The sequence below is a fragment of the Variovorax atrisoli genome, from assembly GCF_014195185.1.
GTDB lineage: Bacteria > Pseudomonadota > Gammaproteobacteria > Burkholderiales > Burkholderiaceae_C > Variovorax > Variovorax atrisoli.
The window spans coordinates 257,178-283,440 of the sequence record NZ_JACIBG010000005.1 but is presented as its reverse complement, the minus strand read 5'-3'; the positions used below and the strand labels follow the sequence as shown (position 1 = coordinate 283,440).

Annotated in this window: 21 protein-coding genes; 7 read left to right on the top strand and 14 right to left on the bottom strand. The window is 69.0% G+C overall.

All coding sequences use genetic code 11. The features are described 5' to 3' along the window. Nucleotides 1-50 precede the first annotated feature (50 nt). Nucleotides 51-644, top strand: a complete 594-nt coding sequence (locus tag FHY06_RS19105) for a hypothetical protein (RefSeq protein WP_184606044.1) — start codon at nt 51-53, stop codon at nt 642-644. Between the two features lie 24 nt (nt 645-668). Then, a complete protein-coding gene (locus FHY06_RS19100) occupies nt 669-1,262 on the top strand; it encodes a hypothetical protein (protein ID WP_184606043.1) in 594 nt (197 codons plus the stop codon). Nucleotides 1,263-1,337: 75 nt separating this feature from the next. Here the strand turns inward: FHY06_RS19100 and gap are convergent, their stop codons facing one another. Both gap and FHY06_RS19090 read right to left on the bottom strand, forming a co-directional pair. Then, nucleotides 1,338-2,339, bottom strand: coding sequence for a type I glyceraldehyde-3-phosphate dehydrogenase (gene gap / locus FHY06_RS19095; RefSeq protein ID WP_019653743.1), 1,002 nt, complete (start codon nt 2,337-2,339; stop codon nt 1,338-1,340). Between the two features lie 60 nt (nt 2,340-2,399). Beyond that, nucleotides 2,400-4,502 carry a transketolase family protein gene (locus FHY06_RS19090; protein ID WP_184606042.1) on the bottom strand — a complete coding sequence of 701 codons (2,103 nt, stop codon included), beginning with the start codon at nt 4,500-4,502 and terminating at the stop codon, nt 2,400-2,402. Between the two features lie 153 nt (nt 4,503-4,655). Between FHY06_RS19090 and speD the strand changes: the two genes are divergently transcribed. From speD to FHY06_RS19075, 3 genes are read left to right on the top strand one after another with little or no spacing between them, the layout of a single operon-like run. Then, nucleotides 4,656-5,036, top strand: coding sequence for an adenosylmethionine decarboxylase (gene speD, locus FHY06_RS19085; RefSeq protein ID WP_184606041.1), 381 nt, complete (start codon nt 4,656-4,658; stop codon nt 5,034-5,036). Between the two features lie 20 nt (nt 5,037-5,056). Beyond that, nucleotides 5,057-5,770: a nucleotidyltransferase family protein gene (locus FHY06_RS19080; protein ID WP_145759719.1), complete on the top strand. Its 714-nt coding sequence runs from the start codon at nt 5,057-5,059 to the stop codon at nt 5,768-5,770. After that, on the top strand, nt 5,767-7,167 hold the full coding sequence (locus FHY06_RS19075) for an aminopeptidase P N-terminal domain-containing protein (protein WP_145759520.1): 1,401 nt from the start codon (nt 5,767-5,769) through the stop codon (nt 7,165-7,167). Before FHY06_RS19080 ends, FHY06_RS19075 begins: the two co-directional genes overlap by 4 nt. Here the strand turns inward: FHY06_RS19075 and FHY06_RS19070 are convergent. After that, nucleotides 7,109-8,083 (bottom strand): LysR family transcriptional regulator, encoded by a 975-nt coding sequence (locus tag FHY06_RS19070; RefSeq protein ID WP_184606040.1) that lies wholly within the window; start codon nt 8,081-8,083, stop codon nt 7,109-7,111. The genes FHY06_RS19075 and FHY06_RS19070 overlap by 59 nt on opposite strands. A gap of 149 nt (nt 8,084-8,232) precedes the next feature. Between FHY06_RS19070 and FHY06_RS19065 the strand changes: the two genes are divergently transcribed. Then, nucleotides 8,233-9,300, top strand: coding sequence for an aldo/keto reductase (locus tag FHY06_RS19065; RefSeq protein ID WP_184606039.1), 1,068 nt, complete (start codon nt 8,233-8,235; stop codon nt 9,298-9,300). Nucleotides 9,301-9,317: 17 nt separating this feature from the next. Then, nucleotides 9,318-9,458: a hypothetical protein gene (locus tag FHY06_RS19060; RefSeq protein WP_184606038.1), complete on the top strand. Its 141-nt coding sequence runs from the start codon at nt 9,318-9,320 to the stop codon at nt 9,456-9,458. 27 nt (nt 9,459-9,485) lie between these two features. Here FHY06_RS19060 and FHY06_RS19055 read toward each other — a convergent pair whose 3' ends face one another. The 11 genes from FHY06_RS19055 to FHY06_RS19005 all read right to left on the bottom strand — a co-directional run bounded on the left by FHY06_RS19055 (nt 9,486) and on the right by FHY06_RS19005 (nt 26,165). Then, nucleotides 9,486-9,860, bottom strand: a complete 375-nt coding sequence (locus tag FHY06_RS19055; RefSeq protein ID WP_184606037.1) for a DUF3325 domain-containing protein — start codon at nt 9,858-9,860, stop codon at nt 9,486-9,488. A 5-nt stretch (nt 9,861-9,865) separates the two neighbouring features. Continuing rightward, a complete protein-coding gene (locus FHY06_RS19050) occupies nt 9,866-11,545 on the bottom strand; it encodes a PepSY-associated TM helix domain-containing protein (RefSeq protein ID WP_184606036.1) in 1,680 nt (559 codons plus the stop codon). Continuing rightward, complete coding sequence (locus FHY06_RS19045; protein ID WP_184606035.1) at nt 11,542-11,850, bottom strand: DUF3649 domain-containing protein; 309 nt, start codon at nt 11,848-11,850, stop codon at nt 11,542-11,544. The genes FHY06_RS19050 and FHY06_RS19045 overlap by 4 nt, the downstream gene beginning before the upstream one ends. 152 nt (nt 11,851-12,002) lie before the next feature. Then, nucleotides 12,003-13,355 carry an esterase-like activity of phytase family protein gene (locus FHY06_RS19040; protein WP_019653712.1) on the bottom strand — a complete coding sequence of 451 codons (1,353 nt, stop codon included), beginning with the start codon at nt 13,353-13,355 and terminating at the stop codon, nt 12,003-12,005. Nucleotides 13,356-13,434: 79 nt separating this feature from the next. Further along, a complete protein-coding gene (pbpC, locus tag FHY06_RS19035; protein ID WP_221404309.1) occupies nt 13,435-15,810 on the bottom strand; it encodes a penicillin-binding protein 1C in 2,376 nt (791 codons plus the stop codon). 71 nt (nt 15,811-15,881) lie between these two features. Then, entirely contained in the window at nt 15,882-21,908 is a 6,027-nt protein-coding gene (locus FHY06_RS35055; protein WP_184606034.1) for an alpha-2-macroglobulin, read from the bottom strand. A gap of 135 nt (nt 21,909-22,043) precedes the next feature. Next, nucleotides 22,044-22,514, bottom strand: a complete 471-nt coding sequence (locus tag FHY06_RS19025) for a DUF2269 family protein (protein ID WP_184606033.1) — start codon at nt 22,512-22,514, stop codon at nt 22,044-22,046. Nucleotide 22,515: 1 nt separating this feature from the next. Continuing rightward, nucleotides 22,516-22,893, bottom strand: a complete 378-nt coding sequence (locus FHY06_RS19020) for a DoxX-like family protein (RefSeq protein WP_145759498.1) — start codon at nt 22,891-22,893, stop codon at nt 22,516-22,518. Then, nucleotides 22,890-23,396, bottom strand: coding sequence for an SRPBCC family protein (locus FHY06_RS19015; protein WP_184606032.1), 507 nt, complete (start codon nt 23,394-23,396; stop codon nt 22,890-22,892). Before FHY06_RS19015 ends, FHY06_RS19020 begins: the two co-directional genes overlap by 4 nt. Next, entirely contained in the window at nt 23,377-24,525 is a 1,149-nt protein-coding gene (locus FHY06_RS19010; protein ID WP_184606031.1) for a saccharopine dehydrogenase family protein, read from the bottom strand. The genes FHY06_RS19015 and FHY06_RS19010 overlap by 20 nt, the downstream gene beginning before the upstream one ends. Then, a complete protein-coding gene (locus FHY06_RS19005) occupies nt 24,522-26,165 on the bottom strand; it encodes an NAD(P)/FAD-dependent oxidoreductase (RefSeq protein ID WP_184606030.1) in 1,644 nt (547 codons plus the stop codon). Before FHY06_RS19005 ends, FHY06_RS19010 begins: the two co-directional genes overlap by 4 nt. Nucleotides 26,166-26,263: the final 98 nt, after the last annotated feature.

Sequence of the window (26,263 nt, the reverse complement as noted above, 5' to 3'; positions counted from 1 at the left end):
CCATGCATGCATCGCGGGCCTCGTGAAGATGCAGAGAGGGGACCGAAGGGATGGCGATCTTTAGTTCGCAGCAAGGCTGGCGTTTGCGCAGCCTGCTCTTGATAGGCGCGCTGGCAGCCGCCGTTCTGGCCACCGGTTGCGCGCCATTGCTGGCGCCGCCCTACGCGGCCGACTACGAGACCCTCGACAAGCTGGAAGCCACGCGCCCCGGCATGGTGGCCCTCGCGAAGGCGCAGCCCTCCGATGCAAACGACAAGGTCAACACCGTGCGGCTGCGCAGCGCCCGGTTGCTGTCGCCCAGCGGCAGCTTCGCCCAGTACCTGCAGGACGCGATGATGCGCGACCTCAGCGAGATCTCCGTCTACGACCCGAAGGCGCCAACGCGCATCGCGGCGCGCGTGCTGGTCAACGAGATCGACCTCGGCGTGATCAACGGCGCGGGCCGCATGGAAGTCGAGATCACCGTCACGCGCGACGCCACGCAGCGCCTGCGCAAGACCTACCGCGCCGAGACCGCCTTCGATTCGAGCTACGCGAGCATCGTCGCCGTGCCCGCCGGGCAGGCCGCGTACCCGCGCCTCGTGCGTGCCTTGCTGCGGCAGGTGTATGCCGATCCGCAGTTCGTGGCCGCCATCGGCCGTTGACCCCTGAGGCCAGGAGGCGCTTCGATGCAATCCCTTTTTCGTCCGGCGTCCATCGCACTGTCGGCCTTGTTGCTGCTGCTGCTCGGCGGCTGCGTGCACCCGATCACCATGATCACCGAGACCGCCCCGCCACGTTCGCAGGCGTACCTCGTGTCGAAGAAGGTCGCCTACGTGATGACCGATGCCGACCGCGACCTCGAAGTGATCACCCCCGGCGGCAGCGGCGACCGCGTGAGCTACTACCCGTACCGCGACCTGGAGAAGTCGATCCGCGATGCGCTGCGCGCCGTCTACCGCGACGTGGTCGTGCTGCGCAGCGCCAGCGACGCGAAGGCGAACGAGGCGGCGGGCGTCTCGCTGGTGTTCTCGCCGCGCATCAAGACCGATTCGAGCTCGTCCTCATGGATCAGCTGGCCGCCGACCTCGTTCACGGCCGAGGTCTCGTGCGTGGTGACCGATGCGGCGGGCACCGAGGTCACGCGCGTGCGCGCCGCGGGCAACGGCACAGCGGAGTTCGGCGAGTTCAAGGGCGACTTCGGGCTGGCTGCGCGAAGGGCCGCGACGCGGCTGACGGCGCAGTTGAGCAGCGAGATACGCAGGAACGAGAAGCTGCGATAGCGGTGAGGCGCCCGATCAAGGAGCCCAACAAAAAACGCGCCCGGAGGCGCGTTTTTTTATGGAAGCGGCGAAGCCTTACTTCGACACGACCTTCACCATCTCCAGGCACTTGTTCGAGTAGCCCCATTCGTTGTCGTACCAGCTCACGAGCTTCACGAAGGTGCCGTCGAGGGCGATGCCGGCTTCGGCGTCGAAGATCGAGGTGCGGGCGTCGCCGCGGAAGTCGGTGGCCACGACCTTGTCTTCGGTGTAGCCCAGCACGCCCTTGAGCGCGCCTTCGCTCTGCGCCTTCATCTCGGCGCAGATTTCCTTGTACGTGGCTTCCTTCACCAGCTCGACCGTCAGGTCGACCACCGACACGTCGGAGGTCGGCACGCGGAAGCTCATGCCGGTGAGCTTCTTGTTGAGCTCGGGGATCACCACGCCCACAGCCTTGGCGGCGCCGGTCGACGACGGGATGATGTTTTCCAGGATGCCGCGGCCGCCGCGCCAGTCCTTGTTGCTCGGGCCGTCCACGGTCTTCTGCGTGGCGGTGGCGGCGTGCACGGTGGTCATCAGGCCGCGCTTGATGCCCCACTTGTCGTTCAGCACCTTGGCCAGCGGGGCCAGGCAGTTGGTGGTGCAGCTGGCGTTGCTGATGATGGCTTCGCCGGCGTACTTCTTGTCGTTCACGCCGTAGACGAACATGGGCGTGTCGTCCTTCGACGGTGCCGACAGGATCACCTTCTTGGCGCCCGCGTCGATGTGCTTCTGCGCGGTTTCCTTGGTGAGGAAGAGGCCGGTCGATTCCAGCACCACGTCGGCGCCGACTTCGTTCCACTTCAGGTTCGCGGGATCGCGTTCCTGCGTGAGGCGGATCTTCTTGCCGTTCACGATCAGCGTGCTGCCTTCGACGGCGATGTCGCCCTTGAAGCGGCCGTGCACCGAGTCGTACTGGAGCATGTAGGCCAGGTAGTCAGGCTCGAGCAGGTCGTTGATGGCGACGATTTCGATGTCGTTCTGGAAGTTCTGCACGGCTGCGCGCAGCACGTTGCGACCGATGCGGCCGAAGCCGTTGATACCAAGTTTGATAGCCATCTGACTTGCTCCTAAGGTTGAAAAACTGTTGTGTGTCGTGAACGGCGAAGAAGGAATCGATCAGTCGCGCAGCACGGCTTCCACCGTGGCCGCGACGTTCTCCGCCGTGAAGCCGAAGTGCTTGAAGAGCACCGGCGCGGGGGCCGATTCGCCGTACGTGTCGATGCCGACGACGGCGGCGCAGCCGTACTTCCACCAGCCGCCGGTGCAGCCCATCTCCACGGCGATGCGCGGCAGCTTCTTCGGCAGCACGGCCTTCTTGTAGGCCAGGTCCTGGCGGTCGAAGGTGGTGGTCGAGGGCATCGACACCACGCGCACGGCGATCTTCTTCTCGGCCAGCAGCTTCTGGGCTGCCAGCGCGAGCGGCACTTCGGAGCCGGTGGCGATGATGACGGCCGCCGTCTTCTTGTTCTTGAGGCCGACGTTCTCGGGCTCGGAGAGCACGTAGGCGCCTCGGCTGATGTCGCCGAGTTCGCTCTTGGGCGAGTAGGCGATGTTCTGGCGGCTCAGCAGCAGCGCGGTCGGGCGCGACTGGTTCTGGAGCGCCACGGCCCAGGCCACGGCGGTCTCGGCCGTGTCCGACGGGCGCCAGACGTCGAGGTTCGGGATCAGGCGCAGCGACGCGGCGTGCTCGATCGACTGGTGCGTCGGGCCGTCTTCGCCCAGGCCGATGGAGTCGTGCGTGAAGACGTGGATCACGCGGCGCTTCATCAGCGCGGCCATGCGGATGGCGTTGCGGCTGTAGTCGCTGAAGGTGAGGAAGGTGCCGCCGTAGGGGATGTAGCCGCCATGCAGCGCCACGCCGTTCATGATGGCCGCCATGCCGAACTCGCGCACGCCGTAGTTGATGTGGCGGCCGATGGTGCCGTGCGGCGTTTCGGCCGGGGCTTCGGACTTGGCTTCGTCTTCCGCGCCCTGCTTGCCTTCGACGGCGGGCACGTTCATGACCACCGCGCCGGTCTTCGCGTCGAAGCGCAGCGCGGCGGTGCTCTTGGTGTTGGTGAGGTTCGAGCCGGTCAGGTCGGCGCTGCCGCCGAGCATTTCGGGCAGCGCGGCGGTGAAGGCTTCGAGCGCGAGCTGGCTGGCCTTGCGGCTGGCGACGGTCTCGGCCTTGGTGTGTGCGGCGACCACGGTGTCGAACGCCACCTGGTGGAAGTCCTTGGGCAGCTCGCCCTTCATGCGGCGGGTGAACTCGGCAGCCAGCTCAGGGTAGGCGGCGGCGTAGGCGGCGAACTTGGCGTTCCACTCGGCTTCGATGTTGGCGCCGGCTTCCTTGTGGTCCCAGTCGGCGTACACCTCGGCCGGGATCTCGAAAGGCGGGTAGTGCCAGTCGATGGCGTCGCGCGTGAGCTTGATTTCTTCGGCGCCCAGCGCCTCGCCGTGGGCCTTGGCGGTGCCGGCGCGGTTCGGGCTGCCCTTGCCGATGACGGTCTTGCAGTTGATGAGCGTGGGCTTGTCGGTCGACAGCTTGGCCTTGGCGATGGCCTTGGACACTTCGGCGGCGTCGTTGCCGTCGATCGGGCCGATCACATGCCAGCCATAGGCGTGGAAGCGTTCGGCCACGTTGTCGATGTACCAGGGCTTGACCTGGCCGTCGATGCTGATGCCGTTGTCGTCGTACAGCGCGATCAGCTTGTTAAGGTGCCAGGCGCCGGCCAGCGCGCAGGCCTCATGGCTGATGCCTTCCATCATGCAGCCGTCGCCCAGGAAGGCGTAGGTGTGATGGTCGACCACGGTGTGGTCCTTGCGGTTGAACTCGGCCGACAGCAGCTTCTCGGCCAGCGCGAAGCCCACGGCGTTGGTGATGCCCTGGCCCAGCGGGCCGGTGGTGGTCTCGACGCCCGGGGTCACGTCCACTTCGGGGTGGCCGGCGGTCTTGCTGTGCAGCTGGCGGAAGTTCTTGAGTTCGCCGATGGGCAGGTCGTAGCCGGTGAGATGCAGCACCGAGTACAGCAGCATCGAGGCGTGGCCGTTCGACAGCACGAAGCGGTCGCGGTCGAACCAGTGCGGGTTGGCGGGGTTGTAGCGCAGGTGATCGCCCCAGAGTGCGACGGCCATGTCGGCCATGCCCATCGGTGCGCCCGGATGTCCGGAATTTGCTTGTTGGACGGCATCCATGGCCAGTGCGCGGATTGCGTTGGCCATCAGGGCGTGGTTTGCCATGTGCGGTGGACTTTCGGAGGGAAAAGGGAGGTTGGGGTGGGGAGAACCCGCGATTTTACCGGGCGAGCCCCGAACGCTCCCGATACGGCCCGAACACCCTTCCGATGCTCCTGTGCGCCTGGGCAGCAGGGCGGACTGCTAGAGTTGCCACCCATGCACGGGCTGCACCTCACCGCCGACCTCCACGACTGCCAATGCGGCCCCCAGTGGCTCATCGATCGCGATGCCCTCGGCGCGGTCTGCCTCAAGGCGGTGGCGGCCGCCGGGCTGCAGGCGGTGGGCAAGCTGATCCACGGCTTCCCGGCCACGCCACAGGGCCCGGGCGGGGTCACCGCCACGGTGCTGCTGGCCGAATCGCACCTGTGCATCCACACATGGCCCGAACAGCGCGGCGTGACGCTGGACGTGTACGTCTGCAACTTCAGCGGCGACCACTCGGCCAAGGCGCATGCGCTGATGGAATGCCTGGTGTCGCTGTTCCAGCCTCGGCACAGCGAGCGCAACGAGCTGCAGCGCGGACGGGTCGCGGCGTGAGCGGCAACGCGGTGCGCGCCATGATCCTGGCCGCCGGGCGCGGCGAGCGCATGCGGCCGCTGACCGATGCCACACCCAAGCCCCTGCTGGAGGTGCACGGCAAGCCCCTGATGCAATGGCCGATGGAGGCGCTGGCCGACGGCGGCTTCACCGAACTGGTCGTCAACACCGACTGGCTCGGCGCCCAGATTTCGGAGCGGTTCGGCGCAAAACCCTTGTTGGGCGGTCATTCCGCGCTATCGATTTCATACTCCGACGAGGGCCGCGACTTCGGCGGTGCGCTGGAAACGGCCGGCGGCATCGTGCGCGCGCTGCCCCTGCTGGGCGACGTGTTCTGGGTCGCGGCGGGTGACGTATTCGCGCCCGGATTCGCCTTCACGCAGGCCTCGGTCGACCGGTTCGTGGCCAGCAACAGGCTCGCGCATCTCTGGCTGGTGCCCAACCCTGCGCACAACCCCAAGGGCGATTTCGGACTCTCGCCGGATGGCCTCGCGCTCAACACCGCCGACCAGAAATACACCTTCTCGACCATCGGCCTGTACCGCGCTGCGCTCTTCGCGCCGCCCTATTGCGACATCCCTAACGGCAACCCGGCCGGCCGCAAAGCCCCGCTGGCGCCGATCCTGCGCGCCGCGATGGACAATGAACTCGTGAGCGCCGAGCTCTACACCGGCCCCTGGACCGACGTGGGAACCCCCGAACGGCTCGCCCAACTGAACACGCCAACAAGATGACCGCAGCAGACATCGCCACCACGATCTACGCCGAGCGCCGCGCGCGCCTCGCCTCGCAACTGGGCAAGGACGGCATCGCCATCATCCCGACCGCGCCCGAGCGGCCGCGCAACCGCGATACCGACTTCCTGTATCGCCACGACAGCTACTTCTATTACCTGACCGGCTTCACCGAGCCCAACGCCTGGCTGGTGCTGGCGGGCGACGGCCGCTCGACGCTGTTCTGCGCGCCCAAGGACATCGAGCGCGAGATCTGGGACGGCTACCGCCTGGGCCCCGACGCGGCGCCCGCGGCACTCGGCGTCGACGAGGCCTTCCCCGTCACCGAACTCGACGCGAAGCTGCCCAAGCTGCTGGAGAACCGCGCCACCGTGTGGTTTCCCTTCGCCATCCACAAGGGCCTGGAAAGCCGTGTCGACGGCTGGCTGCAATCGGTGCGCGCGCGCGTGCGCTTCGGTGCGCTGTGCCCCGACGAGCAACGCGACCTGTGCGGCCCGCTCGACGAGATGCGCCTGGTCAAGGACGCGCACGAGCAGGACATCATGCGCCGCGCCGCGCAGATCAGCGCCCGCGCGCACGTGCGTGCGATGCAGTTGTCGGCCCGCATGCTGCGCGAGGGCAAGGACGCCCGCGAGTACCACCTCGACGCCGAGCTGCTGCACGAATTCCGCCTGGGCGGCTCGCAGTACCCCGCGTACTACTCCATCGTCGCGGCCGGCGCGAATGCCTGCGTGCTGCACTACCGCGCCGACGCCGCGCCCGTGCGCAAGGGCGAGCTGGTGCTGATCGACGCGGGCTGCGAGCTCGACGGCTATGCCAGCGACATCACCCGCACCTTCCCCGCCGACGGCAAGTTCACCGGCCCGCAGCGCGCGCTGTACGACCTGGTGCTGGCCAGCCAGGACGCGGCGGCTGCGGCCACCAAGGCCGGCAACCGCTTCAACGACCCGCACGACGCGGCGGTGCGGGTGCTGGCGCAGGGCATGCTCGACTTCGGCCTGCTCGACGCCAACAAGGTCGGCAGCGTCGACGACGTGATCGACAAGCGCGCCTACTTCCAGTTCTACATGCACCGCACCGGCCACTGGCTCGGCATGGACGTGCACGACTGCGGCAGCTACGTCGAGCCCACGCAGGTCGGCGAGGTGAGCGAGCGCAAGGACCCGCTGTCGAACGAGGTCATCAAGAACCGGCCGAGCCGCATCCTGCACCCCGGCATGGTTCTCACGCTGGAGCCCGGCATCTACGTGCGCCCCGCCGAGGGCGTGCCCGAGCAGTTCCACAACATCGGCATCCGCATCGAGGACGACGCGATCGTCACCGCCACCGGCTGCGAACTCATCTCGCGCGGCGTGCCGGTGAAGGCGGACGAGATCGAGGCGCTGATGCGGGCTTGACCGCCCGCTGCGACACCGGCGGCGGCGCGTGCCGCGCCTGCAGGAAGTCGATGAACACCCGCAGCTTGCGCGGCATCTGCGCGCGGCTCGGGTAGTAGAGATAGAAGCCCGGGAAGGTCGGCCACCAGGGCTCCAGCAGCGGCACGAGGCGGCCGCCCGCGAAGTCCTCCCGCACCGCTCCTTCGAACGACGTCGCGATGCCCGCGCCCGAGCGCGCGGCCGCGAGCAGCAGGTCTGCGTCGTTGCTGACGAGCGGGCCTGCGAGCTCCACGTCGAGCACGCGCCCGTCCTGCGCGTATTCCCATCGATAGAGGCCGCCGGTGGTCAGGCGGTAGTTCAGGCAGCGGTGCTCGCGCAGGTCCTCAGGCGTGCGCGGCGGCTTGCGCCCCCTCAGGTAGCTGGGCGCCGCGTAAGTCACCATGCGCAGCGGCCCGCCCACCGGCACGGCCACCACGTCCTGCGCGAGGCTCTCGCCCAGGCGGATGCCGGCGTCGAAGCCGCCTTCCACGAGGTCGACCATGCGGTTGTCGCAGACGAACTCGAGCGTGATGTCCGGATAGGCATCGGCGAACGCGCCGAAGTGCGGGAAGAAGAGCAGCTCCGCCGCCACGCGCGAGACGTTCAGGCGCAGCAGCCCTGCCGGCTTGTCGCGCGCCTCGTCGATGCCCTCGACCGCCTGCGCGAGCGCGGCCAGGCCCTGTTGCGCACCCGCGAGGAACTGCTGCCCCAGCTCCGTCACGCCGACGCGCCGCGTGGTGCGGTCCAGCAGCCGCACGCCGAGCTTCTGCTCCAGCGTACGGACGGTCTGCGAAAGGGCCGATGGCGACACCCCGAGCTCCTCCGCGGCGCGCGTGAAGCTGGCGTGGTGCGCCACGCGGGCGAGGGCGGCTATGGCCGGAAGCAGTTCGGGCGACATGGTGGCCATTATGAAGACCGGCTTCACAAAGCATTCGATCCAGCCGGCTTTTTCAGGAGCAATCGCGCCAATACCTTCGAGGCCATGGCAGTGCGGCCCTCGCGCCGCCGCCTTCACCTCGCAACGAAAGCACGAAAGGAATCTGCATCATGAAGCTGGACGACTACATCACCCTCGGCCGCTCGGGCCTGCGCGTCAGCCCCGTGTCGCTGGGCACCATGACCTTCGGCCAGGAATGGGGCTGGGGCGCCGACGCGGGCGAATCGCGCCGCATGTTCGACCTCTACCTGGAGCGCGGCGGCAACTTCATCGACACCGCCAACTTCTATACCAACGGCAGTTCGGAGCGGGTGCTGGGCCAGTTCATCGCCGACAGGCGCGAGTCGGTGGTGGTGGCTACCAAGTATTCGCTCAACATGCAGCCGGGCAACCCGAACGCCGGCGGCAACCACCGCCGCAACATGGTCCGCTCGGTGGAGGCCAGCCTGAAGCGGCTGGGCACCGACTACATCGACCTGCTGTACCTGCACATCTGGGACGGGCTCACGCCCTTCGAGGAAGTGATGCGCGCCTTCGACGACCTCGTGCGCTCGGGCAAGGTGCTGTACGCGGGCATCTCCGACACGCCGGCCTGGCAGATCGCGCGCATGCAGACGCTGGCCGAGCTGCGCGGCTGGTCGCCGGTGGTCGCGCTGCAGATCGAATACAGCCTGATCGAGCGCACCGTGGAGCGCGAGCTGCTGCCGATGGCGCAGGAGCTGGGCCTTGGCGTGCTGGCGTGGTCGCCGCTGGGCAGCGGCGTGCTCTCGGGCAAGTACACGCGCGCCGATCTCGAGCATCGCAACGACCCGGGCTCGGGCGTGACGGGCTCGCGCAAGGACGTGGCCGTGGGCAACGGCGCGCTCAGCGCCCGCTCGCTGGAGATCGCCGAAGTGGTCGGGCAGGTCGCGAAGGAGCAGGGCCGCTCGAGCGCGCAGGTCGCGCTGGCGTGGCTGCTGCAGCGCCGCGCGCCGACGGTGATGCCGATCATCGGCGCGCGCACCTTCGCGCAGTTCGAGGACAACCTCGGCGCGCTCGACGTTCAGCTCGACGCCGAAGCGCTGCAACGCCTGGAAGCGGCCAGCGCCGTGTCGATGGGCTTCCCGCACGACTTCATGGCGCTGCCGATGACGCAGGGCGTGCTCTCGGGCGGCAGCTCGGTGCGGCGGCCTGCGTGAAACCGCGGAGGCTGAGGGTGGCGGTCATCGGCCGCCCGGTGGTGGCCGCGCTGAGCCAGGTACAGGAAACGCTCGACACGATGGGCCTGCAAGGCCCGAAGGGCGCGCTGGTTTGCGATGTGGCGCGGCCCTATGTAGGGCGGTGGAAGGCGCGATGAGCGCGCAGGCGCTGCGCACCGCTTCCGTCACGGCGTGAGCGATGCGGACGACGGCGAAAGCAAGCTCGCCAGCAGGCTGCACAGCGCGACGGCCGTCGCCGCGAATGCGATCCAGTGGAAGCGTCGCGGCGCGTAGCTGAGCAGCGCCACCGTGGACAGCGCCGCGGCCGTGAGCGTGCCCAGCCACAGCACCCAGCCGACCGCGCTGCCGGCCACCCGCAGGCTGCCTCCCAGCGACAGGCACAGCAGCACGGCACCGCCGAGCTGCAGCCAGCGCCGCCACCGCCCCGGCGTGCTGCCTCGGCCGTAGACGTCCTCGCTGTGGCGGTCCATCGCGAGGCTCAGCGCGCAGAAGCCCGCGAGCGAGGCGGCGAACACGAGGGAAAGAAGGGACGAATCCATCGCCGTCACGATCCCTGGCCCGACGCGGCGAGCGTCGACGACGACTGCTGCTGTTGCGGCGAGGCCGGCGGATGCTTCTGCGCCTGCTGCCGGGCAGCCATCGACTTGCGCCGCTTGCGCTCGACGATCCACACCGCGCCCGCGAGCCCCAGGCCCAGCGCGATCACGACCAGGTCGAAACCCGCCACCGCGCTGGGACCGGTGCGCAAGCTGACGGTCAGCGGCGCCGGCCCGGTGAAGGCGTTGAGCACCGGCAGCAGTGCGAAGAGCAGCGCGCCCGCCGCGAGCTGCGCCTGCCACATGCGCAGCGTGGGCCGCAGCAGCCCGAGCACCGCAGCCGCGCCCCAGACGATGAAGAACCAGCGGATCTCCGCGTCGCCGCGCTCGGCCATGCCGACCGGCAGCAGGCGATTGGCCCAGAAGAAGGCGGCCATCGCGACGGGCAGTCCGGCGATGGCGCCGAGGTTCAAGCCGTCGACGAGGCGCAGTCCGAAGCCGATGCGCCCGCCCTGCTTGAGCGCCTTCGCGAACTTCTGGCGCTCCTTCACGGCCCACAGCAAAAGCCCCGTCGCCACCATCAGGCAGCCCGCGATCCCCGAGAGGAAGAACAGCGCGCGCAGCAGCGGATCGCCGAAGCGTGCGATGTGCAGGCCGTAGAGCACGCCGCGCGTCTCGGCCGCGGGCTTGGGCACGTCGCCGAAAGCGCCGATCAGCGCGCCCGTGGTGCCGTTGAAGAGCATCGACGGCTTGTCGTAGGACAGCTGCGGCCCTTCCGCGCGGGTGAGCGAGACGACCGCGTTGGCGTCGTTGGGCTGGTGCACGGTGATGCGGCCCACGGCGGCGCCGTTCCAGTGCGCGGAGGCCTGCGCCATCATCGGCGCGATCGGTGCGAGCGGCGCCTTGTTGCCGGACGCCTTGACCTGGTCGCGGCCGCCGCCGGGAAAGACCTCGGAGAAGAAGGCCTGCTCGCCGCCGCGCTCCTTGTAGGCCACCTGCGGGGCCCAGGGCATGTACATGAACATCAGCGTGACCAGGCCCGTGTACGTGATCATCAGGTGATAGGGCAGGGCGAGCACCGCCGTCACGTTGTGCGCGTCGAGCCACGAGCGCTGGCCCTTCTTCGGGCGGAAGGTGAAGAAGTCCTTGAAGATGCGCTTGTGCGTGACGATGCCGCTGAAGATCGCCACCAGCATGAACATCGCGCAGAAGCCGACGATCCAGCGCGCCCACAGCGCGGGCATGTAGTGCAGGTCGAAATGCAGGCGATAGAAGAACTCGCCGCCGCGCGTGGCCCGTGCGGCGGTGAGCGCCTCGCCGGTGGAGGGGTCGAGCGATACGCGGTCGAAGCGGCGACGCGGCTTGTCGCCGGGTGCGGCAGCCGAGGCCGGCGTGGCCAGATACAGCACGTCGGTCGACGGCTGGCGCTCGGCCGGCAGGTTGATGAACCAGCGCGGACTGCCGGCGCCGTGCTTCTGCAGATAGGCCACCGCGCCCTCGGCCGCCTGGACCTGCGGCACCTGGGCGCGCGCGGCCGGTGCATGCAGTTCCGGCTTCATCCAGAAGGTGATCTCATCCTTGAAGTACGAAGCCGTCCCGGCCGCGAACACCATGAACAGCACCCAGCCGACCAGAAGGCCCGACCAGGTGTGAAGCCATGCCATCGACTGGCGGAAGCCTTCCTTCATGCGGCCGCTCCGGTGGTGCGCATGAGCAGCATGAGGAGCGCACCCAGCACCGCCGCGGCCACGGCAAGGCCGGACCACGCACGCAACGCCGTGCGCGCGGCGAAGACCCACATCACGGAGAGCGCGAAGACGGCGAAGGAAACGAGCAGGCCGGTCATCGTGGCCTCGCTGCGCGCCATGCCGAAGGCGGCGGGCAAGCACAGTGCGAGCACGACGGAAGAGAGCGCCGCGACGCCGTAGCCGCCGGCGATGGCGGCCACGGCGCGCGAAACAACGCCTAAGCGATGGCGAACGCCGGCAGTCACGACGCGCGCCGGACGGCGTGCGAGGTCGTACGGAGGTTCATGGAGGAGGGGAGAGAAAATCCGAGAAGATGAGAATAATACTCATCTGAAAAGGAATCTTCTCAACCACCCCGCCTGCGATCCGGGGCATTCCCCCGGACGCGCCCGCTAGCTCACTTCGCCTGCAGCAGCGCCCCCGCCTCCAGCAGCACCAGCTCGTTGTCGTCCGCCTTGTTCGGCTCGCGGCTGCTCGAGAAGGGCAGGTTGTTGTCGTTGCCGACCACGATGTGCGTCGCGTCGACCACGTCGACGTTCTCGATGGTGAAGAAGGGGAACTTCAGCACGCCGTCGTTCAGGGACTTGCGCGCGAGCTTGTTCGGGTCGGCGATGTCCAGCAGGTCGATGTAGCCGATCTTGCGCACCGGACCGCCCACGTTCGCGTCGTTGAGCTCGACCTTGTAGACGCGCTTGAACTTCGCGATGTCGTGGAAGCAGTCGGTGCGCTTCTGGCCTTCGGGGCAGGCCTTGTCGCTGGTGCCTTCGCCGTTGTCGCGCTCGATGATGAGGCCCGTGGTCGCATCGATCATGTTGAAGTCGCCGATGGCGTTGCCATTCGCCTCGAGCACGTACTTCCAGTGGCGGCCGGTCCACTTCTCGGTGGCGACGTCGAACTCCAGCACGCGCAGCGCTTCCTTGCCTTCGACCTTCTCGTAGTCCTTCGCCTCGGCGTTCCACACCGGGCCTTCGAGCAGCGCGTACAGCTTGCTGCCGTCCTTCGACGAGGCCATGCCCTCGAAGCCCTTGGAGCGCTTGATCTGGAAGTCGACCGCGCCGCCCGGGGCGCCGGGCGTGGTCACGGCCGGATGGTCGGGCGAGCGCACGGTCTTGCCGTCGACCAGCGTGTCATACACGGCGAGCACCTTGCCCTTCAGGTCGGCCTTGATGAGGAAGGGGCCGAACTCCTCGCCGATCCACAGCGCGCCGCCGGCGAACTGGAAGCTCTCGGGGTCGAAGTCGGAGCCGGTCAGGTAGCGCTGCTTCGTGCCTTCATGGACGATGCGGAAGGGCACCTTCCTGTCGGGGTCGTGCAGGAAGACGGTTTCGATGCGGTTGAACTTGCCGCTCTTGAAGTCCACCTTGTAGTGGTTCAGGTAGAGCATGAAGTCGGGCGAGTTGGCCTTGGTGCCGGCGCCGTTGTCGGTGAGGATCCAGAAGCTGCCGTCGTCCATCTTCTTGATGCCCGAGTGGCCCTGCAGCGGCTGGCCCTTGAAGGGCAGCGACACGCCGGTGCCGCGGCCGCCCGAGAGGCCTTCGACCGAGCCCACCGCCTCCACGCGCTTGCCGGTGGTGAACTTGCCGCTGACCTGCAGGTCGGCCGGCGCATCCTTGGGCGCGGCGACGAAGCTCTGCGCGGGCAGCACGGCGTGGCCGGCGAGCGTGGCGGGAAAGGCGGTCTGCGCCTGGGCTGCGGTGCATGCGAGGGCGGCGGCAAGGGCGACGAAGGACAGGGGAGCGAAACGCGTCATGAGCGGGAAAGGTTCCAAGTCGAAAACGCGTGACCATGCCGGCCAGGCATGACGCGGCCATGACATGCCCCATGGGATTTCAGGGCGCGATGTCGACCGTCACCTCGCGCGACTCGGCGCGGCCCTGGTCATCGACCGCGCGCAGCAGGTAGCGCCGCCCGGATGACGCGAGATCGGGCATCCATGTGATGCCTTCGCCCGGCGCGGCGCGGCCGATGAGCGCGTCGTCCGCGAACCAGTAGATCGCCTGCGTGCCGGCCGCGGCTTCGGCGCGCAGCACCAGGGGCTCGGGCTTCTTCGCGCGCAGCGTGTGGCGCACGCCGCGCAGCGGCGAGGTGATGAGCGGCGCGCTGTCGGACGAGGCGTCGCCCTCGCTGCCCTGCGACTTCTCGCAGCCGTCGGAAGGTGCGCTCGCACGCGGCAGCCCCGCCTGGCGGAACAGCCGGCGCATGTCGCTGCCCCATTGCTCCACAACCTGCTGCCGCGCATTCGGCTGCGGGCCGCAGACGACCTTGCCCGTGGTCTCGTCGACCCACACGGCGCGGTGCAGGTTGCTGACCTGGATCGGCGACTTGCCGGCGATGAACCATGTCATGGTGCGCACCGGGCACAGCGCATCGGGCAGGCCGCCGGTCGCCGAGCAGACTTCGACCTGGCGCAGGTCGGGCGGTCGGCGCGAAGCCATCTCGCCCGGGTCCAGCCGCTCGGCGCGCAGTGCGTCGACCATGCGCAGGAAGAGGGGCGCGGCGGCATCCACGCCCACCAGCGCGGGGTTGCTGCTGCCATCGAAATTGCCGACCCACACCACCAGCACGTGGCGGCCGAACACGCCCGCGGTCCACGCATCGCGAAAGCCCCAGGAGGTGCCGGTCTTCCATGCGATGGCGGGGCGCGCGGGCAGCGTGGTGTCGGGGCGCGGCGTTTGCCGCAGCATGTCGAGCGTGATGAACGAGGCCTCCTCGCTCAGCAGGCGCAGCGGCTGCACGGGCTTCTCGCCGGGCGCGGGCTGCGTGTAGCGGATGGGCTGCGAGACGCCGCCGTTGGCCAGCGTCGCGTACATGCCGGCCAGCTCCTCGGGCGTGACCTCGCCGCCGCCCAGCACCAGCGCGAGGCCGTAGTGCTGTTCGCTCTGCAGCTTCTGCACGCCCGCAAGGCGCATGAAGTCGTAGAGGCCGGGCTTCGAGAGCTTCGCGGCCACGGCCACCGCGGGCACGTTGCGGCTGCGGATCAGCGCCTCCTGCGCCGGCAGCGGCCCTGCGAAGCGGTGGTCGAAGTTCTCAGGCGTGTAGGGGCCGAAGGAGGTGGGCGCGTCCTTCAGCATCGTCTTCGGATGCAGCAGGCCCTGGTCGAGCGCCAGCGCGTAGATGAAGGGCTTGAGCGTGGAGCCCGGCGAGCGCTTGGCCAGCACGCCGTTGACCTGGCCCGAGATGGCGTCGTTGCGGAAGTCGGCCGAGCCGATCATCGCGCGCACCTGCATCGTCGACGCGTCGAGCAGCAGCGCGCTCGCGTTGTTCATTCCCACGTCGGCATGCGCGCGCAGGTACTGCGCCATGACGCGCTCGAGCGTCGCCTGCATGCGCAGGTCGATGGTGGTGCGCACCTCCTGCACGCCGCGCTCCTGCGCGAGCAGCATGTCGGTGGCGTGGGGCGCGAGAAAGGGCAGGCTGCCGCGCGACTGGGCCGACAGCGCGAGCTGCGCGTCGGGAGCATGCTGCTTCGCCGTCGGATCGCGCTCGGCCCACAGCGCCGAGAGCCGCTCGCGCGCGGCCTGCAGCTCCGCATTGCGCCCGCGCTCGGCGATGCGCTTGACGGGGTTCTGCGGAATCACCGCCAACGTCAGCGCCTCGGGCAGGCTCAGCCTGGCGGCGTCCTTGCGGAAGTAGATGAGGCTGGCGGCCTGCACGCCCTCGATGTTGCCGCCGTAGGGTGCGGTGTTGAGATACGCCTCCAGGATGTCGTGCTTGCTGAAGCGGGCCTCCAGCCACAGCGCCGCGAAGATCTGCACGACCTTGCCGGTGGGCGTGCGGCTGTCGATGCCGTAGACGCGGCGTGCAAGCTGCATCGTGAGGGTGGAGCCGCCCTGCCTGCGCTCGCCGCTGGCGATGCGCCATGCGCTGCGCACCAGCGCGGCGGGGTTGACGCCGGGGTGCGCGTAGAAGCGGCGGTCCTCGTACAGCAGCACCGCATCGACCAGCGTGGGCGAGATGCGCTCCAGCGGCACCCAGAGCCGGTACTGCTCGTCGGCGGCAAGCGTGAGCCTCATCAGCTCGCCGCCTTGCGCGTAGACGGCGCGCGAACTGCCGACGGTTTCGCTCAGCGGGGCGTGGGGCCACAGGCGCAGCAGCGCGAGCAGGAAGACTACGGCTGCGAAAGCGATGACTGCTCTCTTCCTCCCTCTCCCCCCGGGAGAGGGTTGGGGTGAGGGCGTGGGCGACGGATCGAGCTCGGTGCTCATGGAAGGCGCCGCGCCCTCACCCTGGCCCTCTCCCGCACGCGGGAGAGGGGGCAAGGCAAGCGCGCGCGTGATCAATTCGCCACCACCTGGAAGCGTGCTCCCGCCGAGCGCGAGAACACACGACGGTCGTACATCGCCTCGCCGTAGGCGGCCGGCACCACGTAGTCGCCCACGTTGGTGGCGCGGGCCTTGTACGTCACCTCGAGCAGGTCCTTGCCGACACCGCCGTAGAACACGACGCGGTCTTCGCGGATGTCGGCGTACTGCACCTTCCACGAGCCGCCGCCGCCCAGGCGCTTCTTCCAGATCGGCGCATCGGCATTGGCTGCATCCTCGTCGTCGCCCACGGCCTGCAGCACCGGTTCCAGGCCACCGGGCAGCACGTCGACCAGCGCCACGTCGTTGATCTGCGCGCGCTCCAGGCTGCGCACGCGCACCCGCACCGTGACCTCTTCGCCGAGCTTTGCCTTGGTGATGGTGTTGCCCTTGGCGTCGAGCACCTCGTGGAAGATCTCCATGCCCTTGTTCACCGGCGTGGCGGGCACGTTGCGCTCGAAGCCCTGTTCGGCCCAGCTGTAGTAGAGGTTGAAGTCGCTGTCGTTCGACAGCTTCAGCCTGGCGGTGCCGGCCGGCACCGCGGCACGCGTGATCGGGTTCACCGAGCCCAGCGCGAGCGCCGCGGCCTGGCCTTGGGCGTTGACAGCGCTCGCCGAGAGCTTGCCCTCCACGTTCTGCCCCACGGCCTCGAAGTACGAGTCCACCGCCAGCAGCATCGAGGCCGACGACAGGCTGTTGTACCAGCCCTCCCGCACCATCTCGGCCATGCCTTCCCACACCGCGGGCTTCAGCGCCTTCAGGCGCGAGGGGAAGTGGCGGCCCACCAGGTGCAGCGTCATGCTGTCGTGCACCAGCGGGTCGTAGTAGGCACCCCAGGCATTGCGGCGCTGCTTCTTCTCGGTGCGCGCAAGCAGGTCGGACCACACCGGGTCCAGCAGCTCGTTGGCCACCTGCTCCTGCTTCACGAGCTGATAGCTCGCTGCGAGGTACACGGCGCCGAGGTCGTCGCCCCAGCCCACGCCCTGCCGCGACATCTGGTTGCGGCGGGCTTCGCGCAGGTTGGCGAGCGCGGCCGGCGCGACGATGCCCTGGCGCGTCAGCAGGTAGGCCGCCTGCGCACGCTGACGCCAGCCGTCGAGCGTGTTGTCGCCGCTGCCGAGCCAGCCCTGCAGGTAGGTGTCGGCCTTCTGCAGCAGGTCCTGCGGCACGGGCAGCTTGTGGTCCTTGGCCTCGACCAGCAGCTGCACCGCATAGAGCGTCGCGAAGGCATCGGTGCCGGCACCGGGCCACAGCGAGAAGCCGCCGTCGGCCGTCTGCCGCGCACGCAGCTGCACCAGGTAGCGCTCGAAGGTCTTGCGCGCCTCGGGCAATGGACCCTGCTCAGCGGTACGGCCGCGCGACATCTCCTTCACCAGTTCCGGGCGGCCCGACAGCAGCACGGCCGGGAAGGTCTGGCTCGTGATCTGCTCGGTGCAGCCGTGCGGGTACGCCTCCAGGTACTGCATGAGTCCGGTCGCGAAGGCCCACGGCGCGGCCGACACGGCCACGTCGCTCTGGCGGAAGTTCGGATACAGGTCGGCCTGGCTCGAGATTTCTCCCGCACGCTGGAAGCTGCCGGCCTGCACCAGCGTGACGAAGGGCGACGCGGGCCGCACGCTCACCTCGGTCGACAGGCGCGCGCTGTAGTTCTTGTGCGTGGAGGTGAACACCAGCGCCGAGGAACCCAGCACCGCCTGCTCGCCCGGCTTGGCGCGCACGTTGAACTTGGTGCTGGCCTCGCCGCGCTCGTTGACCTTGAGCGTCTGCGTGGCGTCGCCCACCACTTCGAGGCCGCCCGATGCGGTGAGCGTGAGCGCGATGGGCGCCTCCCTGCCCGAGCCGACGATGTTGTTGGCCAGCCCAACGCCCACCTCGACAGTGTCGCCGGGCGCCATGGCCAGCGGTGCGTTCGGCAGGATCACCATGTCGCCGCGCACCACGGTGCGGGTGCTCTTGGCGCCTGTGGTCTCGTCGTTCACCGCCACGGCCATCACGCGCAGGCTGCCGTTGAAGCTCTCGGGCACCGTGTAGCTGAACTCTCGGCTGCCGTTCACGTCGACCAGGCCCGACCAGTAGGCCACCGGCTTGTCGCGCTTGCGCTTGAACGGGTTCAGGTGCTTGCCGAGCTCGCCTTCGCCGTCACCGCCGGGGGCGGCGCCCTGCATGAGCTTCTTGAACTCGGGCAGGATCAGGTCGAGCGTCTGCAGCGTGCCCACCTCGAGTGCGCGCTTCTGGAAGAAGTGCTTGAGCGGGTCGGGCGTCTTGTAGCGCGCCACCTGCAGGATGCCTTCGTCCACCGCGAACACCACGGCGCGCGTGGGCTTGTCGCTGGTGAGCTTCATCTTCATCGTCTGCCCCGGCTTCACCAGCTCGCTGCTGGTGAGCTGCAGGTTGGCGGTGCGCCTGGCCAGCGCGGTCGCGAAGGGCACCACGCCGTACGACAGCGGGCTCATGTAGACCTCGTCGGAGGCCGGGTCACGCACGAAGTGCACGTTGATGTAGCCGGTGCCCTCGAAGTCCTTTGGCACGGTGATCTTCTGCACCGAGGCGGTCTTGTCGGTCTTGAACCACGCGTGGGCGTAGACCTTGTCGCGCTCGATGGTGATGAGGCCCGCGCCCACGTAGGGCGCGCGGATGCTCACCGAGATCTCCTGGCCCGGCTCGTAGTCCTTGCGGTCGAGCGTGAGCTGCAGTTCGGCGTTGCGGTCGAGCGAGCGCGACACGTTGGCGTTGCCGGCCACGCTGTACTCCACGCGGTTGAGCTCCATCCCCTGCGCGTTGCGCATCACGTAGGCGAAGTTGCCGGGCGCGGAGGTGTCCAGCGCCACGTTGTTCCCCGCTGCCGCGATGGCGAAGGGCTTCTCGTCGAGCACGATCTCCTTGAGGCGCGACTCGTAGCGGTACAGCCCGTTGTCCTGCTTGATGAGCACCGACATCACCTTGCGCTCGACGCGCTCGATCTTCAGGTCGGCCACGGCCGTCTTCTTCGCGCGCGGGTCGATGGCGATCACCGTGGCGTTGCGCGTGGCGCCCTTGCTCACGTAGCTGGTGTCGCCGTCGACCTTCACGCCGACGAGATAGGGCAGGTCGCTCACCAGCGTCTGGGCCTCGGCCGACACGCTGCGCCCGCCCTCGGGCTCGAAGGCCTTGGCAAGCACGTGCACCTGGTAGGTGGCGGCGTCGAAGCGCGAGAGGCGCAGGTCGAACTCGGCCTTGCCCTCGGCGCTGGTCTGCACGCTGCCCAGGTCGTCCACCTGCTTCTCGGTGGCGCGCTGCGGGTCGAAGAAGGCATAGTCGGTGAAGGCGCGGAACACCGGAAAGCCCGGGCTCAGCGTGAGCGTGCCTTCCACCTTCCGGTCGGGCGCGGGCGGGCCGAAGAGGTTCTGCACGTCGATCTGCGCCTTCAGGTCCTTCGGGCTCACCCAGCCTTCGGCAACTTCATTGCTGAGCTTGGCCGTGACCTTGGTGCGGTCGGGCAGGAACTCCTGCACCTTCACCGTGGTGCTGCCGATCAGCAGGCTCTCGACCTCGGGAGTGCCGGGCGACGACTGGCGCGGCAGGTACAGGTTGACGGCGTAGTTGCCGGTGGGCGAGATGTCCTGCGTGGTGTGGGCGATCTCGGCCGCGCCGCCCGGGCCGAGGCGGAGCTTCTCGCGCCGCACGCTGAGCCCGCGCGCGTCGATGATCTCGGCTTCGAGCGGCAGGTCGCGCAGCGAGGTGCCCCAGTTGCCGGCCTTCACCATCATCGCGATGTGCATGGTGTCGCCGGGACGGTAGATGCCGCGGTCGCTGAAGACGTACGCCGTCATCTGGTTCGGCACGCCGGCCGCGCGCAGGCCGCCCACGTCGAAGCGCGAGATGTCCAGCGTGCGATCGCTGCGGTTGAAGGGCAGGAAGCTCAGGTCGCCGTCCTTGCGCACCACCAGCACCACCGGCGCCTTCTCGCGCTGATAGCCGGCGAGGTTGGGCAGCTTGGCCGCGCCAGTGGCGTCGGTGGACTGCGACGCGACGATCATGCCGTTGCGGCCCCACACCTCGACCATCGCACCCGCCACGGGCTGGCCGCTGGCGATGCTCTGCACGAACACGTCGCGCGTGCCGTCGAGCGACTTCTTGGCGACGATGCCCAGGTCGGTGACGAGCACCAGCCGCTGGTCGACCTGCTGCTCGGGGCTGCCGCCTTCACCGTCACTGCTGCCATCCTCTTCGGAGGATTGCTCTTCCTGTTGCGGCTGTTGCGCCTCCTCGGGCTGGCCTTCGCCATCGGGCTTCTTCTTCGCCTTGGGGTCGTAGCCCTGCACCTTGAGCAGGAACACGCCGCGGCGATCAGTCGCGTCGCTGCGCAGGTAGTCGGCGAAGTCGACGGTCTCGTAGTGCGCCTTGCCGGCGGGGATGCTCAGCGGAATCTCCTTCTGGAAGCGGTCGACGAGGTTGTCCGACTGCAGGCCGCCGTAGAACTGCGGATGCGCGAAGTCGCCACTGGTCTGCGTCACCAGGTGCTGCAGCTGCTGCGGCAGCAGGCGGCCGATCTCCAGCCGGATGCCGGGCAGGTCGCGCACCAGGATCGGCAGCTTGCGCTCGCCCGAGAGCGCGAGCAGCGAGCCCTGGCTCATGATGCTGAGCTCGGGCGCGAAGGTCTTGAGCAGGCGCACGTCCTGCCGCGCGGCTCCGAGCTGGTAGCCGCCGGGCGTCTTCAGGCCCTTGGCCACGCGCACCAGCAGGTAGCGGCCGCCTTCGGCCTGCGGCATGCGGAAGCTGACCATCTCGGTCACCTCGCGCTCGCTGGCGATGGGCTGCAGGTTGAGCTTCTTTGCGCGGCGCAGCACGGCGTCGGTCACCTTCGACGGATCGGCGGACCAGTCGAACTTCTCCGCGGGATCGCCCTTGGCCTCTTCCGTCACGGGCAGCAGCCAGGCCTGCACCACGCGCGCCATCTCGCGCTCGTGCACCGGCATGGAGGCGCTGACCTGCATCACGTGCTCGGGCTCGCCGTTCTCGCCGGTGACGATGGTGGGCTCGATGCCGGAGATGGAAAGGCTGTAGAGGCCGGGGATGTCGACCGCGCGCGACTGGTCGTTGCGCAGCGCCGGCCCGCCCTTCTGCGCGACCGCGCCGGCCGTGAGGCTCAAGATCGCGGGCCGGTTCTTCTCGGGAATGGGCAGCGGCTCCGACTGCAGCGTGGCGATGAGGCGCAGCTTGTCGTAGCTGACGGTGAACTTCTCGCTCGCGCACTTGCCCACGCTGAAGAAGGAGCTGCTGCAGGGCTGGTCGTAGGTCAGCACCAGGCGCTTCTCGAACTCGGCCGTGTTGACGGGGTGCGAGAAGCGCACCTGGAAGAGTGCGCGTCGCACGTTGGCCTGGACCGGGTCCTGGTAGAACTCGGCGCCGATGATCTGCGCTGTGAACTCGGGCGAGGTGAACTCGTACTTGCGCTGTGCCAGCTCGATGTGCGGCGCGAGGGCGCTGTCGGCGATCTGAACCTTGTACGGCTGGCCGACGGGCCAGTCCTGTGCGGGCAGGAATTCGAGGCGTTTCTGGCTTGTCCAGGTCCAGCGGCCGGCAACGGCGGGCTCGATGGTGACGCCGGTGGCCTCCTGGCCGATGCGCGCAATCGGAGCGACCGAGGCAGAGAAATTCACGACGAAGGGATTCGGCCCCTTGTCGAGCTCGATCTGGGTGCGCTGCGGCGCATCGGCCTTGGCGGTGGCGACCACCGGCTCGACGCGGTCGGGCGTGAGGCCGTGCCACCACTTCATCACGTGGGGATGGGCGATCCAGCCGGCCAGTGCGATCAACACAAGCAACACCAGCCATGCAAGCCGCTGCTGGAGCCACTGCAGCCCGAGAAGAAGGAAGGCGCCCAGGATGCGCAGCCAGCCCGGTGGTCGCCAGGAACCGATGAGCCCGCGAGCCAGCGGACGCAGGAAGCCGAGCGCGCGGCCCAGCCCGGTGAAGAGCACGTCGCTGATCGACGCGAGTTTTCTGTTGGCGACTTGAAGCATGGAAGCTCCCCACTGTTTTTGTTGGCGCCCGCGAGTGTGCGAGCCATCTGTGAAGCAATCGCGCTGTGTGTGAAGTCTTCGTGAAAACCGCACAGGCCCGCGCCAGGCCTTCTTTCATCGGCTCGTTTCAGCGGCTCATAGCTGGGGCTTATTCACCATCAGGTAGAACACCACCACCATGGCCGCGAAGGCCGGGTAGCCCAGCAACTCCCACCAACGCTGGTAGCGCGCATAGAGCGGCGGCAGCGGCACTGCGTCGCGATGCGCCTGCGCCGCGATCGCCGCCATGCGGATCTGCAGCCACACCACCGGCAGCCAGCAGGCCCCCGCGAAAACGAACAACCCCAGCGACAGCGCAAGCCACGGCGTGGAAAGCGGAAAGCCCGCCATGTGCGCCAGCGCGAAGCCGGTGGCCGGCTGCAGGATCGCGGTGGGCGTGGTGAACCACCAGTCGGCGCGCACCACCAGCCGGCTCACCACCGCCTGCGCGGGCACGCTGCCGCTGCGGTTGGTGAAGAACATGTAGAAGGCCGAGCCCAGCCCCGTGCCGACCATCAGCACGCTGGAGACGATGTGCAGCCACTTGAGGACGAGGTAGGTGTTCATGTCATGGTGCGGCGCGCCGATACAGATGCCAGAGCAGTGCGGCAATCGGGATGTTCTTGAGCAGCGGCCCGAGCGGGTGCAGCCACAGGCCGGGCTGCAGCACGGTCGCCACCAGTGTCATGACGAGCATCAGGGCCAGGGCCGCCGCATAGCTTGCGCGACCAGGCCAGCGCCACAGTGCGATGCCGACTGCAAGATCGGCAGCCGCGCCGCCAATGATCAGCCCTTGCACCAGCCACTGCGGCGATGCGATGCCGGCGGCGGCCAGCACCTGGCGGCTCTGGCCGTTCAACTCGACGATGCTGGCGACGGCGGTGAATAGCCAGACGGCGACGAGGCTCAGACGCAACAAGCGCTCCTGCGCAACAGAATCCTTCACGTGGCGGAGCTCCCACGCTCAGCGTGCTGCCACGCAACGACTTCATGCGCATGCGTGGCCAGGAACGCATGCAAGCGCGCGAAGCGCCGCCGCGTCTGCCATGCAAAGACCCACGCGACCACCGGCTCCAGCAACCAGCGCAAGGCCTTCGGCCCCGCCTCGATGGTGTAGACGTAGATGAGAACGGAATGACCCGGCTGCACGTCGCGGTGCCGCATGGAAGCGGCCCAGCGGCTGAAGGGGAAAGAGCGGCCGACCATCGAGGCTGCAGCCACATGCGGTCGATCGAAGCTCACGAAGCGCGTTCGCATCGACAAGCCGCGCAACCAACCGTGACCCGTGTTTTCCGTCTCGGCCCCGACGAAGGGACAGGGCGCGCCGCCCACCACGCGGGCGTTGCCGACCAGCGAGTCCCAGCGTGCGCGCCAGACGTGGTAGTGGAAAGCGTCGAATACCACGTCGGCAGGCGCCGGCATGTCGAACTCAAAACGCCGGTGCGCCATGGCCTGCCACTGCGATCGGCGCTTCTTCGACCACGTCGGTCACCATGCCCCAGCGAGCGAACTCCGGCCCGAATTCGGGCAGGGTCAACAGACCCATGCAGGCGTGCGCACCCACGGGCGGCAGCGTCGCGTCGCCTTTCGCGAGCCGGCGCGCCAGCAGGATCGCGGCCATGCACGGGATCTCCGGCCCATGGTTGTCGTCGGCAGCGACGTGCCAGGCGCGCCGTGCCGGCCGGCCCTGCGCATCGGTGCCTTCGACGCGCACGACCATGCCGCCCAGCGCAGTACCCAGCGCGTCGAACACGCCGCCGGTGGCGTGCAGCAGGGGCGCCAGCTTCTGCGGCGCCGGCAGCAGTCCCGCGCGGCGCATGAGGGCCAGAAAGGCGAAGGCGCGCTGCGTCAGCCCGACTTCGAGCGCGGCGCGGAACATCACCGACTGCACGCCTTCGTACCGCGCCGGAAAGAGCTCCAGGTCGGGAATGTCGCAGAGCGCGCCGCGGCGCGGCTTCATGCGCGCGAACTCCACTTTCTCCGGATCGGCCCAGCCGGGAAGCTCGACCCAGCGACCGCCCTGCCAGACGCGGATGGGCTCGCCGCAGTACGCGAGCACCCCAGCCAGCGTGGCCTCGCCGAGCGGCGCGCCCTGCGCGGGGGCGATGCAGATGTCGATGCTCCGTATGTGCTGCCAGCCGTCCGCGAGATGGTCGACCACGGCGGACGACAGTGCGGGCACTGTGCTGGCGCCGCTCACGGCGATGCGGTCGGCGCGGCGAAAGGCGGCGTCCAGGGCGGCAGGAAAGTCGCACACGAAGCGGCGTCCGTCGGCCAGGTCGATGTAGTGCGCGCCCGCGGCAGCGACGGCGTGCGGCACGCGGTAGTCCTGGTTCTGGAAGGGGCCGGCGGTGTGGATCACGAGCTCCACGCCAAGACCTCGCAACGTGTGTGCGAGATCGGCAGCCTGCACGTCGATGCGTACGCCGCTCGCGGCCGCCTCCAGCGATGAAGCGAAGGCCGTGGCGCGCTGCGCGTCACGCCCCGCCACGAGCAGCTCGATGCCAGGACTGCCGGCCAGCGCGCGGCAGATGCGTGCGCCGAAGTTGCCGTAGCCGCCGAGCACCAGTGTCTTCATGCCGCCGCCGCATCCGTTCCCGCGACGTGCCCGCGCGTGAACGCCTCTTCGAAGATCGAATAGCCCGACCAGTCCGCGTGCGCGAACGACAGCAGGCCCGCCACCACGCTGCCGCGATGCCCGGCGTCGGGTGCGCTGCGCTCGGGGCCGATCTGCGCCAGCAGGCCGGGCCTGGGGATGGACATGGCGTGCCCGTAGCGCGTGATCTCGATGCGAGAGACCAGCGAAGGCAGGTCGGGGTGGGGCACCGACAGCTCGGCGAGCAGGTCGTCGCGCCAGCCGGTCCACGGGCGCTCCAGCAGCAGCTTGCGGCCGTCGACGGTGTCGTAGCCGCTCGGGCCCAGCGGGCGGTACCAGCTCAGCACGGTGCCGCGCGGCGTGGGGTCCAGTGCCTGGTGGCGCGCGTCCACGTAGCCGAGACCCCTGGTGCCGTAGATCACGTTGTCCCAGCTGGGTGCGGCGCCGGGCCGGTCGGCCAGCGGGCCGCGCAGGTGGATGTTGGCCACCAGCCAGGGCGCATAGCGCACGTGCGCGGCGGCGTTCTTCAGCAGCTCGGGCGGGTTCTCGACGACGCGCGCGGCGATGAACACGGGCAGCGCGACGATGCAGCGCTCGGCCTGCCAGCGCACCATGGATTTCGATGCCACATCCCATGCATCGACCTCGACGCCGTCGCGCACTTGCGCGATGCGCGTGACGACGCTGCCAGTGCGAAGCCGCTCGCCGAGCGGCCTGGCGAGCTGCCTGGCGAGCCAGCCGTTGCCTTCGGGCCAGGTCAGGATGCCGTCGCGCTCGGGGCTCGAATCGTTGACGCTGCCCGTCGGATCGCCGGGCGCGTGGAAGCCGTGCCGGCTCGCGAAGTAGTGGATGCCGGCCCAGGCCGACACCTGCCCGATGCCGGCGCCGTAGTCGTCGCGGCAGCAGTAGTCGAGGTACCAGCGCAGCTGCGCATCGCTGAAGCCTTCGCTGTCGAGCCAGTTCTGGAAGCTGACCGCATCGAGCGCCAGCAGCTCGGGCGTGATGGCGACCTTGAGCGTCGGAATGGCGAAATGCGCGGCGTGCTGCAGCGCGTCGATGCGCTGCGCGAACCTGCGGTACTGCGCGAGCGTCGCCTCGCCCACGCCATGCACGGGCAGCAGGCCGTCCTGCCACTCGCCCTGGAAGAACAGGCGCTCCTGGGGGCTGTGGCAGAGCGTGACCTCGTCGTATTCCCAGCGGCCGGCCACGCGGCGGCGCAGGCCGAGCTCTTCCAGCAGGTCCTGCACCTCGCGCGCGTCGTCGCCCGGCACCGGCAGGTAGTGCGCGCCGAGCGGGCAGGCGATGCCGTTGACCATGCCGCCGCGCGCGTTGCCGCCGGCGGTGTCTTCCAGCTCGAGCAGCGCGAAGTCGTCGACGCCCGAGAGCCGCAGCGCGCGGGCCGCGGCAAGGCCCGCCACGCCACCGCCCGCGATGACCACGCGCGTGCGCTTCACCACGGCAGGCGTCGTGCTCCCGAGAGTGCGGTCGCGCATCGCATGGCCACGCGCGACGTCGATGCCGGTGAAGCCACCCTCGATGGGCGGCGGAGGCGCCTCGCAGCCGGCGAGCGCGAATGCACCAGCAGCCCCCGCGGCAGCCCCAAGAAACCCACGCCGCCTCATACGCACCTGCCTGTCCCAGGAACACCGCGGAACCGGCTCCGCCGGGCCGCAGGTGTTGCCCCCGGCGAGGGGGTTGGCGAAGCGACACGAAGTGCGCG

What these genes read in the sequence shown, in the direction of transcription:
- FHY06_RS19105 (WP_184606044.1), top strand. Translation starts at nt 51, where the DNA reads ATGGCGATCTTTAGTTCGCAGCAAGGCTGGCGTTTGCGCAGCCTGCTC.
- FHY06_RS19100 (WP_184606043.1), top strand. Translation starts at nt 669, where the DNA reads ATGCAATCCCTTTTTCGTCCGGCGTCCATCGCACTGTCGGCCTTGTTG.
- gap (WP_019653743.1), bottom strand. Translation starts at nt 2,339, where the DNA reads ATGGCTATCAAACTTGGTATCAACGGCTTCGGCCGCATCGGTCGCAAC.
- FHY06_RS19090 (WP_184606042.1), bottom strand. Translation starts at nt 4,502, where the DNA reads ATGGCAAACCACGCCCTGATGGCCAACGCAATCCGCGCACTGGCCATG.
- speD (WP_184606041.1), top strand. Translation starts at nt 4,656, where the DNA reads ATGCACGGGCTGCACCTCACCGCCGACCTCCACGACTGCCAATGCGGC.
- FHY06_RS19080 (WP_145759719.1), top strand. Translation starts at nt 5,057, where the DNA reads ATGATCCTGGCCGCCGGGCGCGGCGAGCGCATGCGGCCGCTGACCGAT.
- FHY06_RS19075 (WP_145759520.1), top strand. Translation starts at nt 5,767, where the DNA reads ATGACCGCAGCAGACATCGCCACCACGATCTACGCCGAGCGCCGCGCG.
- FHY06_RS19070 (WP_184606040.1), bottom strand. Translation starts at nt 8,083, where the DNA reads ATGTCGCCCGAACTGCTTCCGGCCATAGCCGCCCTCGCCCGCGTGGCG.
- FHY06_RS19065 (WP_184606039.1), top strand. Translation starts at nt 8,233, where the DNA reads ATGAAGCTGGACGACTACATCACCCTCGGCCGCTCGGGCCTGCGCGTC.
- FHY06_RS19055 (WP_184606037.1), bottom strand. Translation starts at nt 9,860, where the DNA reads ATGGATTCGTCCCTTCTTTCCCTCGTGTTCGCCGCCTCGCTCGCGGGC.
- FHY06_RS19050 (WP_184606036.1), bottom strand. Translation starts at nt 11,545, where the DNA reads ATGAAGGAAGGCTTCCGCCAGTCGATGGCATGGCTTCACACCTGGTCG.
- FHY06_RS19040 (WP_019653712.1), bottom strand. Translation starts at nt 13,355, where the DNA reads ATGACGCGTTTCGCTCCCCTGTCCTTCGTCGCCCTTGCCGCCGCCCTC.
- pbpC (WP_221404309.1), bottom strand. Translation starts at nt 15,810, where the DNA reads ATGAGCACCGAGCTCGATCCGTCGCCCACGCCCTCACCCCAACCCTCT.
- FHY06_RS35055 (WP_184606034.1), bottom strand. Translation starts at nt 21,908, where the DNA reads ATGCTTCAAGTCGCCAACAGAAAACTCGCGTCGATCAGCGACGTGCTC.
- FHY06_RS19025 (WP_184606033.1), bottom strand. Translation starts at nt 22,514, where the DNA reads ATGAACACCTACCTCGTCCTCAAGTGGCTGCACATCGTCTCCAGCGTG.
- FHY06_RS19015 (WP_184606032.1), bottom strand. Translation starts at nt 23,396, where the DNA reads ATGGCGCACCGGCGTTTTGAGTTCGACATGCCGGCGCCTGCCGACGTG.
- FHY06_RS19010 (WP_184606031.1), bottom strand. Translation starts at nt 24,525, where the DNA reads ATGAAGACACTGGTGCTCGGCGGCTACGGCAACTTCGGCGCACGCATC.
- FHY06_RS19005 (WP_184606030.1), bottom strand. Translation starts at nt 26,165, where the DNA reads ATGAGGCGGCGTGGGTTTCTTGGGGCTGCCGCGGGGGCTGCTGGTGCA.